A 16818-nucleotide genomic window follows, 5' to 3' on the forward strand; every position below is an offset into this window, starting at 1 on the left:
TTCAAATAGAGGTGAGTTTCTTGAAATATATCTTGGATAGAGAATGGCTATTAGACCATTTACATGATCGCCAAGTAAGGATTGTGGACTGTCGTTTTACATTGACAGATCCGGAAAAAGGGAGACAGGATTACCTCACCGGTCATCTCCCGGGTGCCAGCTATTTTGATTTAGAAAAGGATTTATCAAGCCCTGTTGGTCTTCACGGAGGAAGACATCCATTGCCAAACCTAGATCAGCTCGTAAAAAAGCTCGAACAATCAGGGATCAACGAGGATTCAACTGTGGTTGTTTATGACAATGGAGAGGGGGCATTCGCAGGGAGGTTCTGGTGGATGCTACAATATTTAGGTCATGAAAAAGTATACGTTTTAAACGGTGGTTTTAAACAATGGGTTCTGGCTGACTTGCCGGTAACAACTGACATCCCTTTACATGAACCTGCCCATTTTAAGTATCAGGTAAAGCCTGGGATTTTAGCCCAGTATTCCGAAGTACAGGATGTTGTTTCAGGAGCAAAATCAGACGTTGTGTTAATTGATTCACGGGAAGAAAAACGGTATCTAGGCTTAGAAGAGCCGATAGATAAAAAAGCGGGACATATTCCAAGTGCAATCAATAAACCATGGATGGAAGGACTGGAGGATGGCTATTATAAGCCGGCAGGAGAACAGCAAGAACGCTTTGCTGAACTCAGTTCAGACCAACAAATCATCGTTTATTGTGGTTCGGGGGTAACAGCCACACCAAACTACCTTGCTTTAAAAGAAGCTGGATTCAAAAATGTAAAGCTTTACGTTGGCAGCTTTAGCGACTGGATCTCCTATGATGGAAATAAAATAGACTAAGCTTCCAAACAATCGTGTGTTATAATGAGGCTTGTGTTTTTAATATAGGAGGTTCCGACATGAACAATAAACAGCCTTCACTATTGCTTGTCGACGGTATGGCTTTGTTATTTAGGGCATTTTATGCAACAGCCGTTTCCGGGCATTTTATGATTAATTCTAAAGGGGTTCCTACCAATGGAATCCATGGCTTTATCAAGCACTTATTTACAGCCGTATCTACCTTTAAACCTACCCATGTAGCTGTATGCTGGGATATGGGCAGCAAAACGTTCAGAACGGAGCTCTTTCCAGACTACAAAGGCAACCGTGGAGAAGCACCGGTTGAATTAATACCACAATTTGATTTAGTGAAAGAGGTAGTTGCTTCTTTTGATATCCCTAATATCGGCATGGTTGGATACGAAGCAGACGATTGTATCGGTACGATTGCCAATCAATCCAAGAACCATGCTCAAGTATCTATTTTAACGGGAGATCAGGATATCCTGCAGCTTCTTGACGAGCGCATTTCAGTGATTTTGTTAAAAAAGGGTTTTGGAAATTATCTCGTTCATACACCACAAACCTTTTTTGAAGAAAAGGGAATAACACCACGACAAATGATTGATTTGAAGGCCTTGATGGGTGATCCAAGCGACAACTATCCAGGAGTAAAAGGAATAGGCGAAAAAACAGCATTAAAATTGCTGAAGGATTTTGAGCATGTTAATGGTATTGTCTCCAATTTGGAACAGCTATCCAAATCACATAAGACCAAGATTGAACAGGATTTGGACATGCTGCATTTATCTAGGAAACTGGCAGAAATTAAATGTGATGTACCTGTATCCTGCAGCCTTGAGGAAGCTGGTCTGAGAATTGAAAAAGAAAAAGCACTAAAAAAATTACAAGAACTGGAATTGCGCGGCTTGAATCGTTTATTGCCGCTCGAAGAAGCATTTATTTCCTAACAACTGGGCTGCCAATCAGGCAGCCTTTTTATTTATGTCTTTTCTGTATGCACAACTGTGTGAAATCTTAATAGAATAAAAAAGGAGTCTACACACTTTTAAGGGGAAGGGGCTCATGGGAAAGTACTCTTTAGAAAATGACGTAATTGGCAAAGGGGCAACTAGTACAGTCTATTTGGCACAGAATCACAAGGGGGAGAAGGTCGTAATCAAAAAGGTGAAAAATTTGGCTGAGGCTGAAGCTGAGGCTGACCTTCATAAACGCCTGCCGTTATCTGAACACATTGTTTCATTTATTGAATTTTTTCCTGAAGGCCCTATTGGTAATCTGGTTTTTGAATATCACCCTGGGAAGATTCTAGGACATTTTAAAAAAGGAAAGCCGCGTTCACAAACGTTGGCTGTTCAGATTACTTTAAATATTTTAAAAGGGCTAAAAGTGGCGCATGAATCTGGGATTTTACATTGTGATCTTACTCCACATAATGTTCTCATTGACAGGGATGATCCTCAAACAGTCAAAATTATTGACTTTGGATCTTCGGTTAGTGCCAATCTATCTGGAGTATATAAGGGTAGCCATAAGGGGGCAACCAAATGGTATCGACCTCCTGAGCTCAGAAAGCAGGGAAACAGGTTTACTGCAGACTTAAATTACAGCTCCGATTTATACAGTGCGGCTTGTATTTGTTTATATTTACTTACAGGGGTAGCACCCTTCCGGAAAAGCCAAGCTTGTTTAAAAGTAATCAATCCAGACCTGCAAAAGGTCCTGAGAAAAGCAGTTGATAAGGACAAAAAAAGACGTTTTCAAACAGCGCAAGAACTTTTCGATGCTCTTGCACCGTTTGGTATTTAACTAGCACTCATAACAATCTAAAAGGAGAAGAATAGGTTGGACGATTTTAAACTAATCGAAATTGTTCCAGGGAATCCAGTCTTGCTCCAGAAGAATCCAACAAATTACCCGTTAATAGGTAAGGGATTACAGGGGGCAGTGTTTAAATTGTCTGAGGATCGATGTGTAAAAATCTATTCAAGGAAGCGATACTGCAAACGAGATGGCCAAGTTTTAAAAGAAATCGGCAAACAGTCATCGATTGTTCCTAAAATATACGAGATCGGCGATAAGTATATTATTATGGAATACTTATCAGGGCCCTCCTTACTAGAAATACTTGAAGAACAACGAGAAATAAGTGAGCCAATTTGTCAACAAATGATTGAGTTGCTTCACGAACAAATACGCTGCCAATTTCCTCGAATAGATTTTGCCTTGAGACACGCAATCTATGATGATAAGGGGAGGTTGAAACTGATTGACCATGTGAATTCATTTAGAGTAAAGCGCACCGTTCCTACCCGATTATTAAAGGATTTAAAGCAAATCGGCCTTTTAGAAGAATTTTTAGAAAAGGTGAAACCGATTGAACCTCAGTTTTATGAACAATGGAAAAAACTTCGCATCAGAAATAGCTAATCCTCCATAACTCTTTTTTTTAGTCTGAATATATTGATGTAAAGACCTGAAAATAACTGAAGGTGACAGGCGATGAACAGACAGACAATCGGAATTTTATTATCTGAGACAGCATGGAAAAAAACCTTTCAACGAAAAATGAATAGAATCGATGAATACAGGATTAACCAATATGTAAAGCGGGGGGATGATCTAGACCTTCAACTTTTATTTTTTAATGTTGCCCATCTAAACTTCGAAAATCAAACTGGTCATGCCTTTGAAATAAGTAAGAATCAACTTATTGAATATCCATCAATGGCGATACCATCGATTTTTTATAATCCCTCCAATTATCGACAACTAAAAGAGCAACGCAGTATACAGCATCTTGCCGCCCACCAAGGTGTAACAGTGATTAATGAGCGTCCTATTATCAAGAAAAAACACCTACAGGAGCTGCTTGCAGCAAAGCCAGAGTTTATGGATTTTGTTCAATCGAAACATATTCAAGTAGCACCGATTACTTTCACGATTCTTGGTCAAAAATCGTTATCTACTGAATCGGAATGGGATTTTCCAATCCTATATGCTAAAGTGGGCGATAAAGTAGTCCCATTGAAGGCTATCAAAGAGGTTCTGGATTCATATAATACCAACCCGCAAGAGGTTGAAACTGATTTGCTGCGTATTAGCCAACCAATCTTCGAACTAATCCATTATTATTATCCAGGTATCCATGAAATAGGTCTTCAATTCACATTAAATATGGATGGGGAATTTCGAATATTGGCGACCTGCTCCATTGATAAGATGCTTAAAGATCTTTCTAAGTGGGAAGAGTCATTACGACAACAGCTGATTCATAGGCCCATTGAACTGGCACGTCATCTGCTGCAAAGAAAACAAATCTTACATGATCTTCCATTAATAACTTCAGCAAAAGTGGAAGGGAAAACGGAGAAGCAAAAGAGGTTAAACTATTGGGTTAAGCTGTCAGTGTTCCACGAAGAAATGAATATCATTAAAATTCCAAATCAAATGGGTGAGATGTTACGAGACCAACCAAAGTCACTAAAGTTTGGTGTGAAGGACGAAGTATGCTTTTTTGAATATTACGAGGATCCATTTTCACTTAAAAGAAACTCTTTCCACACACCCGCAGAAATTTTTATTTCCACTACCTTGTCGGATCAATTACACATTCCTGAAGGACACATTTTTCAATTGCATTTCAATAATGGCAAAGCAATATTGGGACCAACAATTGGTTTTCTCCTTGGAGAAAAAAATCATATGTATAACTTAAACTATATGGAGAAATTTCTGGATCGATTAGGGGAATATGACCGTTTTGGTGGAACAATCATTGCTTTTTCCACAAGGTCTGTGAATTGGGATGAGAACATTGCCCACGGATTTATTTATGATCCCAATGAAAAGAAGTGGAAATATGGCTCTACAGCTATACCGGCAACCATTTACCGGAGAAATTTCCACCAAGATCAGGGGAGCATTCAAGCATTAATAAAGTTAACAAATAACCAAGTTTTTAATTCATATCACTTTAAAAAATCGGATCTTTATTTTTTAAAACATCATCCTGAATTAAAACAACATTTACCTGAGACTTTTCTATTGAAAAATCCTGAGGCACTATTCGAATTTGTTCGTGAACAAAGAAAAGTCATTATTAAACCTATCAGTTTATCACGCGGAAGAGGAATCTATATAGTAGAAAATAAAAATCAAGATGGCACTGAATTTGTTTTATCCGACTACTCTTTCACCCCAAAGGTACAGTATAGAACAAGAAATCTCCTAGAATTAAAGGAGTTATTAAATAAACTAGGGGTGTTATCAAAGGAGTATTTATATCAAACTTACATTCCTTTATTAAAGGTTAACAATAGGGCGTTGGATGTAAGGGTAGTCATGCAAAAATTTAACAAGAATGAATGGATGTGCTCTGGTATTGAGTGCAGGGTTGCGGGTGAAGACGAGGAGCTTACGAATATCGCAAGAGGCGGAGAAGCAATGGAATTACAAGAAGTTATCAAACGAACCAATTCTCGCCTATCTTATCTAAATGTCTATAGAAGCATTTTAAATCTATGCTACAAGTTTTGTGAATTGATGGATGAATCAGATCATCATTACGCGGAATTTGGCATTGATATTGCTTTGGATGAGGAAGGTTATCCTTGGATTCTTGAAGCCAACATTTACCCCAGCTTTAAAGGGTTTAAAATATTAGATTATCAAAAGTATTTAAAAATTCGTTACCAGCCCATCTTTTATGCAGTTGAAATCCAAGGTTTCCAAATTTTTGACACAGTGAAATATACCAAGAATAAACAATTCCAGGGGGTTTATTGAGGTTAGACAAACGGTTAAGTTTATGAAAAAAACAGGGTTCCTCGTGAGGGACCCTGTTTTTGGTTTAACTTATTAAATTCCTTTATATGCCAAGCGGTAAATTTCAGCAAGTTCTGTTACAAGCGGCAATTTAGGGTTAGCTGTTGTACATTGATCCTCAAATGCACGGTCTGCCAAGTAATCAACTTTGCTTTCGAATTCAGCTTTATCGATATTATTAGCTTCAAGGCTCATAGGAACATTAAGCTCTTTCGCTAATTCAACAATAGCCTTAACGAGGCTTTCGACACCTTCTTCAGTTGTTCTTGCAGGTAGGCCAAGAGTTCTTGCAATTTCAGCATAACGTTGGTCAGCGATAAAATGCTTATATTTAGGGAATGCAGTAAATTTCTTCGGTTTAGTAGCATTATAGCGAATAACATGCGGTAAAAGAACTGCATTTGCACGGCCGTGAGCAATATGGAATTCTGCTCCAAGTTTATGCGCAAGGCTGTGGTTAATGCCTAGGAAGGCATTTGCGAACGCCATACCAGCAATGGTAGATGCATTATGCATTTTTTCACGTGCTTCTTCGTCACTGCCATTTCTATAAGCTCTTGGCAGATATTCAAATACTAATTGAATAGATCTCATTGCTAAACCGTCAGTATAGTCATTTGCCATACAAGAGACATAAGCTTCAATTGCGTGAGTTAAAACATCCAATCCAGTATCTGCAGTAATATGTTTTGGTACAGTCATAACGAATTGTGGATCGATAATCGCTACGTCTGGAGTTAATTCATAATCAGCAAGTGGATATTTTACATTCGCTTCTTTGTCAGTAATAACAGAGAAAGAAGTAACCTCAGATCCAGTTCCTGATGTTGTTGGAATCGCTACAAATTGTGCATGTGATCCTAAATGTGGATACTTAACAATCCGTTTACGGATGTCCAGGAATTTTTGTTTTAGACCGAAGAAGTCTGCATCTGGATGCTCATAGAACAACCACATTCCTTTAGCCGCATCCATTGCGGAGCCGCCGCCAAGAGCGATGATTACGTCTGGCTGGAATTTCGCCATCATTTCGGCACCTTTCATGACTGTTTCGATTGATGGATCTGGTTCTACTTCAGAGAAAATTTCGCAGTGAACATAATCAGGGCGTTTTCTCAAATAGTAAAGTACTTTATCTACATAGCCCAATTTAACCATGCCAGGGTCAGTGACAATAAATGCTTTTGAAATATTAGGCATTTTAGCTAAATACTGAGTTGAATTCTTTTCAAAGTAAATTTTTGATGGAACTTTAAACCATTGCATATTCACGTTTCTTCTAGCCACCTTTTTAATGTTTACTAGGTGAATGGCTCCTACGTTCGTTGATACGGAGTTGCCGCCATAAGTACCGCAGCCTAATGTTAAAGATGGAATGTAGGCATTATAAATATCTCCGATCGCACCTTGAGAAGATGGAGCATTGACAATAATACGGCCAGCCTTCATCCGAAGACCAAATGCTCTTATTGCATCATCATTAGTTGTATGAATAACAGCTGAGTGACCAAGTCCACCAAATTCAAGCATTTCCTCTGCTCTTGTTAACCCTTCTTCAAGACTGTTTACCTTGTAGCAGGCTAATACAGGGCTTAATTTTTCTCTTGATAGTGGATGGTCAGGTCCAACACCTTGCAATTCGGCTACTAAAATTTTAGTTCCTTCTGGTACAGTCACACCAGCCATTTTAGCAATTTTAAAAGCAGGCATACCAACGATGTCAGCGTTAACGGCACACGTATTTTCGTTGATTACTAGTTTTTCAACCTTTTTCTTTTCTTCTTTGTTTAAGAAGTAGCAGCTATTTGCAATCATTTCAGCTTTAACTTCAGCATAAACCTCTTTATCGATGATTACTGCTTGTTCAGAGGCACAAATCATACCGTTATCAAATGTTTTAGAAAGAATTAGATCATTTACGGCTTGTTTAAGGTTAGCTGATTTTTCGATATAGCAAGGTACATTTCCTGGTCCAACGCCTAATGCTGGTTTTCCAGAACTGTAGGCAGATTTCACCATGCCTGATCCACCAGTTGCAAGAATAAGTGAAATTTTTGGATGGTTCATTAATGCTTGTGTTGCCTGAAGGGAAGGCAATTCGATCCATTGAATACAATTTTCAGGTGCACCAACTTTAATCGCAGCATCTCTTAAGATTCTTGCAGCTTCACTGCTAGATTTTTGGGCAGATGGATGGAAAGCAAACACAATTGGATTTCTAGTTTTAATAGAAATTAATGATTTAAACATGGTTGTTGAAGTTGGGTTAGTAACAGGTGTTACACCGGCAACAACTCCAACTGGCTCAGCAATTTCAATAATGCCTTCGTGCTCATTTTCACTAACAATACCAGCTGTTTTATTATATTTAATGTTGTGGTAAACATATTCGGTAGCAAACATGTTTTTGATGATTTTGTCTTCATAAACACCGCGTCCTGTTTCTTCATGAGCAAGTTTTGCAAGCTGCATGTGCTGATCTAGACCGGCTAAAGCCATTGCCTTCACAATCTCATCTACTTTTTCTTGATCTAAGCGACGAAATTGTTCTAGTGCTTTTAGGCCATTGTCTACTAATTTGTCTACCATTTCATTAACTGTAAGAACTTTTTCTTCTACTGCCATTGATAATCCCTCCATAGTACATTTCTAATTAGTATAATTAGGTAAAGCTAGAATAATATTTATTCACAGACCGGATTTCTTGGGATTTTTTCAAAAGAAATATCGGTCATTACCTTTGAGCTTCTTTTTACAATGATGACAAAATTCACTGTCCAAATATAGGAAGGAATTTGATCGTCTTCTTTAAACATCATGGCTTCAAATTCGTCGCCGATGATTTCTTCGAAGACTTCTTGCGTATAAACTTCTGCGTCAGTAGCAAATTCTTTCCATTCGCAAATCATCATGTTTGATCACTCCTTGTTTCTTTATGTTTAAATCTTAGCATGGAATCTATGACAAAAATATGTGAAAAAGTGAACAAACTTTGAAAAAAATAAAAACATACTGTCAATATTGTAAACGCTTAAAAATGAAAATTCACAAAATATCTCTTGTATAAATGGTAAAAATATGCTCACCTGATTTTTCCCAAGTAAACCTGTTTTTGACATGTTGAACACAATTTTCCCCCATCTCCTTTAGCCATTCTGGATTCGAAAGGAGTTTATTTACATAATGAATGATTTCTGTTTCCATCGTTTCTGTACTTACTAAATACCCAGTCTTGCCATGTTCAATAATCTCCGGAATCCCGCCAATGTTCGTTGCAATGACAGGTACCCCACAGGCCATTGCCTCCACATTCACCAATCCGAATGCTTCCTTTCCAATAGAAGGTACTAGAACAACATCTGCCGCCGCGAACCATGAATGAATTTGGTCATGAGGAATAAACGACATGAATCTGACATCGTCCCCTAAATCAGATGCCAACTGATGCAAAGATTCCACATAACCTGTTTTCTTCTCAGAACCAATATAAGCACTTCCGGCAATAATTAATACGGTACCTGGCACCAAATCCCTAATCTTTGGAAATAACCGAAGGATTTTATGAACCCCTTTTATTTTTCTTAGCCTCCCCACATATAATAGAATGTTTTTACCTTCGAGTTTGTGTTGTTTTTTTAATGATATGACCATTTTTGACTCCTGATTGATCCATTTGCTGCAAAATCGATTGGTATCAACCCCTAAGTGGTTAACTAATATTTTCTCTGACGGGAAGGTTGTATGATGGATAAGAAAGTCTTTAAGGAAATGGCTATTGACTAATATGAAATCTGCTTTTTCAAGACAGTTATTTAAATCTGTTTTTGGAATGTGGGAGGTGGAAATATACGTAATGGAATGAAGGGATAGGATAATTTTCGTATCTTTTACATATTGACGGATTATGGGTACGAACTTGGGCCGATTCTCTACCTGGATGACATCATGTTTACGCAATTGAAGTTCTCGGGCAATCTTATGTGCATAACTTGACCAACTCCTCCTGGAGATACGAATATAGTTAATATTGCCACGACTTTCTCTGTTAGGCAGCTTTTTGGAGGATTTTCCGAAAATCGTAAAATCTATTTTATCCTGAAGCACATGCGTCAGCTTTTCTATAACTGTTTCTACTGAACTAGATCGCTTAGAGGGAATCGGAAATGATCCTGGAGTGATAATGGCCACTTTTGGCTTTATTGTCATATGCTAAAGCACCTCTCTTTCAAATAAACAATATGAAAAGGTATCGTCACCATATACTTGACTAAGAATAAATTAAATAAACTGGATTAATGGCTCCATGATTGGAGGGAAGAGCATGGGAAAACAAAACATTGGAATTTTAATTGGCTCTAAATTATATCGGAAACTTCAAGCGGGAAGAAAAACTAAGATATTGACATTGTATGAGGAAGCATGTAAAAACTATAACCTTAATCCATGTTTCATTAGTTTTAAAGATATCATCCCCAACCAACCACAAATCAAAGCATATATACAAAATACAAACGGAGATTATCAACTAGCATATATAGAAAAACCGTTGGTCATTCATAATAGAGGGTATCAAAATTCAAAATCAGCCCAAAAAAGACTTAAGCGGTTGAGAGAAGAAGGCATGATGATCTTTAATGAGTGGAATTGTTACGGTAAACTTTACATTCATCAAATACTTATGGAAAATCAACAACTTATTCCTCATCTTCCAGAAACTCAAATTGTAAATGAAGAACACTTATATGACATGATAAATAAATATCAAGAACTTATTGTAAAACCAAATAAGGGAACTTTAGGAAAAAGGAATAAGAAACTCACTAAATTAAATAATCGTCATTGGATTTTGACCTCTCTCTGTGGTGATTCTTATAAAGAAGAAATCATGACCATTCAAGACTTAGTGTCAAAACTTGTAAAGACAAAACGGAATTATTACTTAATCCAAGAAAGAATAAATTTGGCAACGTTTCAACAAAATCCGTTTGACATACGTGTATCCGTGCAAAGGAATGAATGGGGAGAATGGCAGGTTACCGGTATGGTAGCAAAAGTTGCGGGGGTAGGCAACTTTGTAACAAATGTTGCCAGAGGAGGTACTTGTTATTCGCTTAATCAAATCCTTGAAGACCATCCACAATTACAATATAAACAAGTTTATGACGAGATCAAGTATTTGAGTCTCGCCATAGCAGATCAGTTAAGCAATCGGTTACCGTTCCTGGTTGATTTAGGTTTGGACATCGGGATTACAGAAAAAGGTTTTCCCATGTTTATTGAATGTAATGCCAGAGATTTAAGATATAGTTTCCGAAATGCAAATTTATTGGAAGTTTGGAAAGAGACTTATAAAACTCCAATTGGGTTTGGCAAATTCCTGTTGAATCAACAAATCCCTAAGTGAAAGATCTGGCTGTCGCTCGTTAAAGACAGCCAGTTTCTTCATTATTATTTAGTGTTAGCTTTTTTAGCTGCATTTTCTAACTTGCTTTTTGGTTCCTCCGTAAATTCCGCATCCTGTCCATAGCCTTGTGGATTAACACCAGGTGCTTTTACGCCACGGCTTGTATTTCCTTTTTTACTCATCGAACGTCACCTCCACTTTTTTAGTATGACCAGTTATATTAATAAAAGTCATTCAAACACCACACAATAAGGAAGAGGTGATCAGATGAACAAAGCTGTATATTTAGCCCTGTTTAGTATTGGACTAGCCCAAGGCTTAAAAATTCCCTTACACTTTTTTAAAAAGAAAGAATGGAGACCTGATTTATTTTTTGGAACAGGTGGTATGCCCAGCTCCCATTCCGCAGGTGTATCTACTCTAACTACTTATATAGCCCTTAAACGGGGCGTGCCAACGATGGATTTCGCTCTTTCCCTTATATATGGATTAATTGTCATGTACGATGCACAGGGGGTTAGGCGGCAAGCAGGCGAACTTACCTTAAAAGTTAATTCAATGAATGAGTTGATTGAAAAAATTCAAAAAAATGAAAGTGTAGAATTCAAACAAGATGCTCCAAAGTTAAAAGAAGTTTTAGGTCATAAGCCTGAAGAAGTGATTGGTGGTGCCCTGTTAGGAGTATTGGTGGGGATCGCTGGTCATTTAGCAACAAAAAAGGATAGAAAATGGCCTAAAATTAAGGTAAGATTTTAAGGAATATTTTATAAAGTTTGGAGCGTGTTGTGTTAAGTGCAAACTGTGGAAGATTATTTGCATTACTTGAAAGGAAAGGGTTTTCAATTTCAAGAGGACGCTGTCGGGTTTATATACTTCGGAAAACATTATACGAATGCTTCCGATGAGTTAATAAATGCAGCGATTGAAATGACTTTAAAGGCACAAAAAAGTTTTGATGGGAGTTTCTATGTTTTATTGCTCGAGACATTTATTTCTAAACAATTAAAAACGAGAAAAGATGTCTTAAAATTTATGAAGGAAAATGAAATAGCGGCAATATAAAAAGAAACTCCCAAATTTGAGGGAGTTTCTTAACTTTCCATACTGTTGCGTTTTCTTAAGAGAGGGATTTTATCCGAAGGCAGTTCAGAGAAAATCATCCCTAGAAAAATTAACATACAGCCAAATAAGGCACTTTGAGTTAAACGTTCATCAGCCCAGTAGTATCCGGTAATGGCAGCAAATACCGGCTCCATCGCAAAGATTAACGCAACTCTCGTGGCGGAGGTGTATTTTTGAAAGTTTGTCTGTACAAGAAAGGCAATAGCTGTAGCAAATATACTAGTAATTATTAGTCCAAAAATAATATCTTCTGATAACAATACATCCAAATTAAATGACTTCTTCCAATCCTCAAATAAAAAGGAAGAAATGGTAGAGAGCACAGCAACCGTTGTCAGTTGAATGGCGGTTAATAAAAGCGAAGGATATTGACTTGAGTATTTGCCAGTAAAAATAATTTGCAAAGCAAAACTGATTGCACAAATTAATACAAGACCATCGCCAATATTTAATGCAGAGATATCTGTCATAGTAAGTAAAAATAATCCAATAGTTGCCGTTAAAACGCCAAGTATACCGTTTTTTCTTGGTATCTGTTTAAATAACAACATGGAAAATACAGGTACTAGAACCACACTAAGTCCGGTAATAAAGCCCGCTTTTGAAGTGGTAGTATAAAGTAATCCAATTGTTTGGGTAATGTACCCCAGAAAAAGCCAGAAACCGATGAATACACCAGATGCCATCATTTTCCAGTTCAGCTGTTTTAATTGGTTCCGATCAAATAGAAGTAGTATGATAATTAATAAAACAGAGGCAATAATGAATCGGATTCCGTTAAATGCAAGTGGATCCAAATAACTAATGGCATTTTGGACAACCACAAAGGTCATGCCCCATACGAGTGTTACTAACAATAAACTGATGTCTGCGAAAATAGGTTTTTTCATGATGAAATAGCCCCCGATTCCATTTCCAAATATAACTAAAATTTTATCATATAATATTATTATCGTGTGATAAATTTACATTGTAATTGCAAGTATAATTTCAAAAAGTGTTAAAAATAAAATTTTTCGAAAGGCTGAAAAAAATGAAATATAGGCTTGAATGGATGTATAAACTTAAAAGTAATGATAAAGTTCAATGCACTTCTGAATGGATCTCCGGTGATGTCGCAGTTCAAATGGGAGATGAACTTGAGCAGACAGGTAAAATATCCGATTTGTATTTTTATGATGAGAATGGTACATCATGGATTTTAAAAGAAATGAAAAAGCTGTTAACGGAAATAGAAGAGGAACCTCAGGATATTACCGTATATTTTGATGGGGGGTTCCAAAAGCAAACGAATCAGGCAGGTCTTGGAGTGGTTATTTTCTTTAAGCAAGGGAAAAAGAAATATCGAATTCGCGCCAATGAACGGTTCGATGAGATGGATTCGAATAACGAAGCGGAATACGCTGCTTTTTATTATGGCTTAAGAATTTTAGAAGATCTCGGTGTTCACCATCTTTCATGTGAGTTCAAAGGTGACTCTCAGGTGGTGTTAAAGCAGCTTGAAGGAGATTGGCCCTGCTATGAAGAAACGCTTAACCGCTGGCTAGATCGGATTGAAGAAAAAATAAAATCAATGAAAATTAAACCAAAGTATACTCCAATATCAAGGAATGAAAATAAAGAGGCGGATAAATTGGCAACACAGGCCTTAGAAGGAAAAGAAATCTTTGCAAAGACACAAATTTTATAGGAAGTGGGGTGCCAATGATCATTGAAACAAACAAGCAGAATGGAGCTTTTTAGCCAGGTTGAAAAGTTAATGACACAATATTGCGAGGGCTGTTTCGTTCATAAAACACTAAAAAATGAAAATGGACGAAGAACAGCGCATCGATTCTGCATTTCTCAATGCACTGTTGGAGAAAAACTAAGGGAATATGGTGACAAACTTATGTAACAGGTCCGGGAAAATTAAAAAGGCTGACAGTATTGTCAGCCTTTGCATTTTCATTATAAGGTTGAAAAATTAAAGTTTAACTACGTTAGATGCTTGAGGTCCACGGTTTCCTTCAACGATTTCAAAAGAAACTTCTTGGCCTTCTTCTAATGACTTATAGCCATCTCCTTGGATAGCGCTGAAGTGTACGAATACATCGTCTCCGCCTTCAACTTCGATAAATCCAAAGCCTTTTTCATTGTTGAACCATTTAACTTTGCCGTTTTGCATGTACTTCTTCCTCCTAAGCCTTTCAGGACACCTTATGTAAGTCCAAAGATAAAAATATTTACCATGTAACTGGAAGTCGATCAGGATGCTAATTGTATTCGATTACATGATGCTTTAAATATACAATAATGCCAAAAAACAGTCAAGAAAAGGCAGTAGGAAAAGCCGATTAATAAAGGATTATTTTCATTTTATTTAACATAAAAAGTTAGTTTGTTCATATGTATAATTTACCAAATACTTCTTACCCGAGGTGAGGATAAGTGTATCGATTTTCAATAGAAGGAGAGGAATGGATATTAAGATTCTCACCACAGATTCTCATCGACACTGACGAAAGAGAAGAAATAGTAATGTCATTGCTGCATATTGGAGAAGATCTGACAGGTTTTCCTCATGGAGATGCTTTTATTATGTTTTCAAAGAAAATTGGTGCCATTGTATTTGATGTCGAAAGAATACCTTCACTTATCTTAACTGTTTCCAATATTGTTTCCAAAGAAAATTGGTATACTCAAGAATCATCTGTTAAACCGCGATAATAGTCCTATTTTACTTTAAGGCTCAGTTAAACTTGGCTGTTGATTTGCGCTCCAGGTGCAAGCGGTTCGTGGGCGTTTCGGCGAGCCTCCTCGGCGCTTGCGCCTGCGGGGTCTCTCCAGAACCGTACTCCCACAGGACGTTGATTTTCTTCCTAGAATTCGCCCACGCACGAAGGAAATGCGTTAGCATTTTCGAGGAGTCTTCGCACCTTCCGCTCCAATCAACAAAGTGTAAAAAATCAACACTGTTCTTTAACACAGCCTACTTTAAAAAGAAGGGCAGCAATGTGATTGCTGTCCTATTTACTTTGTGATATTTGTAACAAATTTGACACAAGTTACAATGGTTACACTGGTAAATATTGATATAATTAAATTGATTTAAATCACATTATATGTGTGTTTTCGTTCACACATATGTAATATTAATCATCATTGTGAAATGATGAGCATAATACTATTTGCACTATGTTAATATTAAAAAAAGGGAGTGTTAAACGATGGATCCGGTTATATTGGCAAGACTCCAATTTGCAGCGACAACCATATTTCATTTCTTCTTTGTTCCACTATCAATTGGGCTTGTCCTCATCGTCGCATTAATGGAAACCATGTACGTCGTCAAAAAAGACGAAATGTACAAAAAAATGGCAAAGTTTTGGGGGCACTTGTTTTTAATTAACTTTGCTGTCGGGGTTGTCACAGGAATTATTCAGGAATTCCAATTTGGAATGAACTGGTCGGATTATTCAAGATTTGTAGGGGATGTCTTTGGTGCGCCGCTTGCGATAGAGGCACTATTAGCTTTCTTCATGGAATCAACCTTTATCGGTCTTTGGATTTTTGGCTGGGAACGCTTTTCGAAAAAACTCCACCTTGCTTGTATTTGGCTTGTTTCATTGGGAACCACTCTTTCTGCTATTTGGATTTTAACAGCTAACTCATTTATGCAAGTTCCTGTTGGATTTAAAATGAATAATGGTCGGGCAGAAATGAATGATTTTCTAGCACTAATTACTAATGGACAGTTATTGGTAGAATTCCCTCATGTTATTACAGGAGCCCTATGTACAGGAGCATTCTTTGTAGCTGGAGTCAGTGCTTTTAACCTATTAAAGAAAAGAAATATTTTATTTTATAAGAAATCTATGAATATCGCCTTAATCATCGGTTTAATCGGCAGTATTGGGGTAGCACTTTCCGGACATACCCAAGCGCAATATCTTGTGAAAACGCAACCGATGAAAATGGCTGCTGCAGAAGGAATCTGGAAAGACACTGCAGATCCCGCGCCATGGTCAGCATTAGCTATTATCGATACAAAAAATAAAGAAAATTCATTTGAAATTAATATCCCATATGCCTTAAGCTTTTTATCCTATTCCAAATTTGAAGGTAGCTTAAAAGGAATGGAAACCCTGCAAAAAGAATATACAGCGAAATATGATTCTGTGGTTGGTAAAGGAACGAACTATATTCCACCGGTTAAAACCACCTATTGGAGCTTTAGGTTCATGATTGGTTTCGGGGTGGCTATGATTCTATTACCGATTATAGGAATGTATCTCTGGAGAAAAGGACGCCTTGAAAACAGTCCTTTGTTCTTAAAGTTTTTATTGCCGGCCATCGCTTTTCCGTTCTTGGCTAATACTGCCGGCTGGATGATGACGGAAATGGGCAGACAGCCATGGACAGTGTTTGGATTGATGACCACCGCTGATGCGATTTCGCCGAATGTCCCAGCAGGAATGATATTATTCTCTACTATTATGTATTTGTTAGTATTTACCATTCTTTTGGTGGTCATGGTATATCTAATGATCCGTGAAATTAAAAAGGGCCCTGAAGTACTTCAAGCAGTAGACGCTAAACCTTCAACTGACCCATTTAAGGTAGGTGCTTAAC

At 37.4% G+C, this 16818-nt stretch carries 18 protein-coding genes; 12 read left to right on the forward strand and 6 right to left on the reverse strand.

The window, feature by feature from the left end:
* Positions 1–11 precede the first annotated feature (11 nt).
* From ACI3K6_RS00630 to ACI3K6_RS00650, 5 genes are all read left to right on the forward strand, one after another.
* On the forward strand, positions 12–848 hold the full coding sequence (locus ACI3K6_RS00630; protein WP_435553282.1) for a sulfurtransferase: 837 nt from the start codon (positions 12–14) through the stop codon (positions 846–848).
* A gap of 59 nt (positions 849–907) precedes the next feature.
* Entirely contained in the window at positions 908–1801 is an 894-nt protein-coding gene (locus ACI3K6_RS00635; RefSeq protein ID WP_335479301.1) for a 5'-3' exonuclease, read from the forward strand.
* Positions 1802–1916: 115 nt separating this feature from the next.
* Positions 1917–2660: a serine/threonine-protein kinase gene (locus tag ACI3K6_RS00640; protein WP_435553283.1), complete on the forward strand. Its 744-nt coding sequence runs from the start codon at positions 1917–1919 to the stop codon at positions 2658–2660.
* A gap of 36 nt (positions 2661–2696) precedes the next feature.
* Positions 2697–3281, forward strand: coding sequence for a protein kinase family protein (locus ACI3K6_RS00645; RefSeq protein WP_435553284.1), 585 nt, complete (start codon positions 2697–2699; stop codon positions 3279–3281).
* Between the two features lie 72 nt (positions 3282–3353).
* Positions 3354–5639 (forward strand): YheC/YheD family endospore coat-associated protein, encoded by a 2286-nt coding sequence (locus tag ACI3K6_RS00650; RefSeq protein WP_435553285.1) that lies wholly within the window; start codon positions 3354–3356, stop codon positions 5637–5639.
* 72 nt (positions 5640–5711) lie between these two features.
* Here the strand turns inward: ACI3K6_RS00650 and adhE are convergent, their stop codons facing one another.
* The 3 genes from adhE to ACI3K6_RS00665 all read right to left on the reverse strand — a co-directional run bounded on the left by adhE (position 5712) and on the right by ACI3K6_RS00665 (position 9884).
* The gene (adhE, locus tag ACI3K6_RS00655; protein ID WP_435553286.1) at positions 5712–8303 is read right to left on the reverse strand and encodes a bifunctional acetaldehyde-CoA/alcohol dehydrogenase; all 2592 of its coding nucleotides are present in this window, start codon (positions 8301–8303) and stop codon (positions 5712–5714) included.
* Positions 8304–8362: 59 nt separating this feature from the next.
* The gene (locus tag ACI3K6_RS00660; RefSeq protein ID WP_335479311.1) at positions 8363–8590 is read right to left on the reverse strand and encodes a hypothetical protein; all 228 of its coding nucleotides are present in this window, start codon (positions 8588–8590) and stop codon (positions 8363–8365) included.
* 133 nt (positions 8591–8723) lie between these two features.
* Positions 8724–9884: a glycosyltransferase family 4 protein gene (locus ACI3K6_RS00665; protein ID WP_435553287.1), complete on the reverse strand. Its 1161-nt coding sequence runs from the start codon at positions 9882–9884 to the stop codon at positions 8724–8726.
* Positions 9885–9999: 115 nt separating this feature from the next.
* On the opposite strand from ACI3K6_RS00665, the gene ACI3K6_RS00670 reads away from it, so the two are divergent.
* A complete protein-coding gene (locus ACI3K6_RS00670; RefSeq protein ID WP_435553288.1) occupies positions 10000–11082 on the forward strand; it encodes a YheC/YheD family endospore coat-associated protein in 1083 nt (360 codons plus the stop codon).
* Between the two features lie 44 nt (positions 11083–11126).
* Here the strand turns inward: ACI3K6_RS00670 and sspL are convergent, their stop codons facing one another.
* Entirely contained in the window at positions 11127–11264 is a 138-nt protein-coding gene (gene sspL / locus ACI3K6_RS00675) for a small, acid-soluble spore protein L (protein WP_435553289.1), read from the reverse strand.
* A gap of 85 nt (positions 11265–11349) precedes the next feature.
* On the opposite strand from sspL, the gene ACI3K6_RS00680 reads away from it, so the two are divergent.
* Entirely contained in the window at positions 11350–11838 is a 489-nt protein-coding gene (locus ACI3K6_RS00680) for a divergent PAP2 family protein (RefSeq protein WP_435553290.1), read from the forward strand.
* A 36-nt stretch (positions 11839–11874) separates the two neighbouring features.
* Entirely contained in the window at positions 11875–12144 is a 270-nt protein-coding gene (locus ACI3K6_RS00685; RefSeq protein WP_435553291.1) for a DUF6123 family protein, read from the forward strand.
* Positions 12145–12173: 29 nt separating this feature from the next.
* Here ACI3K6_RS00685 and ACI3K6_RS00690 read toward each other — a convergent pair whose 3' ends face one another.
* Positions 12174–13094: a DMT family transporter gene (locus ACI3K6_RS00690; RefSeq protein ID WP_435553292.1), complete on the reverse strand. Its 921-nt coding sequence runs from the start codon at positions 13092–13094 to the stop codon at positions 12174–12176.
* A 143-nt stretch (positions 13095–13237) separates the two neighbouring features.
* Here ACI3K6_RS00690 and ACI3K6_RS00695 point away from each other — a divergent pair, with 143 nt between their 5' ends.
* Positions 13238–13894 carry a ribonuclease H family protein gene (locus ACI3K6_RS00695; RefSeq protein ID WP_435553293.1) on the forward strand — a complete coding sequence of 219 codons (657 nt, stop codon included), beginning with the start codon at positions 13238–13240 and terminating at the stop codon, positions 13892–13894.
* Between the two features lie 39 nt (positions 13895–13933).
* Entirely contained in the window at positions 13934–14101 is a 168-nt protein-coding gene (locus tag ACI3K6_RS00700) for a zinc-finger domain-containing protein (protein WP_335479338.1), read from the forward strand.
* 69 nt (positions 14102–14170) lie between these two features.
* Here the strand turns inward: ACI3K6_RS00700 and cspD are convergent, their stop codons facing one another.
* Positions 14171–14371, reverse strand: a complete 201-nt coding sequence (gene cspD, locus ACI3K6_RS00705) for a cold-shock protein CspD (protein WP_435553294.1) — start codon at positions 14369–14371, stop codon at positions 14171–14173.
* A 263-nt stretch (positions 14372–14634) separates the two neighbouring features.
* Here cspD and ACI3K6_RS00710 point away from each other — a divergent pair, with 263 nt between their 5' ends.
* Complete coding sequence (locus ACI3K6_RS00710) at positions 14635–14913, forward strand: hypothetical protein (RefSeq protein ID WP_335479328.1); 279 nt, start codon at positions 14635–14637, stop codon at positions 14911–14913.
* A 500-nt stretch (positions 14914–15413) separates the two neighbouring features.
* Positions 15414–16817 carry a cytochrome ubiquinol oxidase subunit I gene (locus tag ACI3K6_RS00715; RefSeq protein WP_435553295.1) on the forward strand — a complete coding sequence of 468 codons (1404 nt, stop codon included), beginning with the start codon at positions 15414–15416 and terminating at the stop codon, positions 16815–16817.
* Position 16818 lies beyond the last annotated feature (1 nt).

The organism is Neobacillus solisequens, assembly GCF_051233465.1.
Lineage (GTDB): Bacteria > Bacillota > Bacilli > Bacillales > Cytobacillaceae > Neobacillus.

What these genes read in the sequence shown, in the direction of transcription:
- ACI3K6_RS00670 (WP_435553288.1), top strand. Translation starts at nt 10,000, where the DNA reads ATGGGAAAACAAAACATTGGAATTTTAATTGGCTCTAAATTATATCGG.
- ACI3K6_RS00640 (WP_435553283.1), top strand. Translation starts at nt 1,917, where the DNA reads ATGGGAAAGTACTCTTTAGAAAATGACGTAATTGGCAAAGGGGCAACT.
- cspD (WP_435553294.1), bottom strand. Translation starts at nt 14,371, where the DNA reads ATGCAAAACGGCAAAGTTAAATGGTTCAACAATGAAAAAGGCTTTGGA.
- ACI3K6_RS00690 (WP_435553292.1), bottom strand. Translation starts at nt 13,094, where the DNA reads ATGAAAAAACCTATTTTCGCAGACATCAGTTTATTGTTAGTAACACTC.
- ACI3K6_RS00700 (WP_335479338.1), top strand. Translation starts at nt 13,934, where the DNA reads ATGGAGCTTTTTAGCCAGGTTGAAAAGTTAATGACACAATATTGCGAG.
- ACI3K6_RS00635 (WP_335479301.1), top strand. Translation starts at nt 908, where the DNA reads ATGAACAATAAACAGCCTTCACTATTGCTTGTCGACGGTATGGCTTTG.
- ACI3K6_RS00665 (WP_435553287.1), bottom strand. Translation starts at nt 9,884, where the DNA reads ATGACAATAAAGCCAAAAGTGGCCATTATCACTCCAGGATCATTTCCG.
- adhE (WP_435553286.1), bottom strand. Translation starts at nt 8,303, where the DNA reads ATGGCAGTAGAAGAAAAAGTTCTTACAGTTAATGAAATGGTAGACAAA.
- ACI3K6_RS00695 (WP_435553293.1), top strand. Translation starts at nt 13,238, where the DNA reads ATGAAATATAGGCTTGAATGGATGTATAAACTTAAAAGTAATGATAAA.
- sspL (WP_435553289.1), bottom strand. Translation starts at nt 11,264, where the DNA reads ATGAGTAAAAAAGGAAATACAAGCCGTGGCGTAAAAGCACCTGGTGTT.
- ACI3K6_RS00650 (WP_435553285.1), top strand. Translation starts at nt 3,354, where the DNA reads ATGAACAGACAGACAATCGGAATTTTATTATCTGAGACAGCATGGAAA.
- ACI3K6_RS00680 (WP_435553290.1), top strand. Translation starts at nt 11,350, where the DNA reads ATGAACAAAGCTGTATATTTAGCCCTGTTTAGTATTGGACTAGCCCAA.
- ACI3K6_RS00660 (WP_335479311.1), bottom strand. Translation starts at nt 8,590, where the DNA reads ATGATGATTTGCGAATGGAAAGAATTTGCTACTGACGCAGAAGTTTAT.
- ACI3K6_RS00715 (WP_435553295.1), top strand. Translation starts at nt 15,414, where the DNA reads ATGGATCCGGTTATATTGGCAAGACTCCAATTTGCAGCGACAACCATA.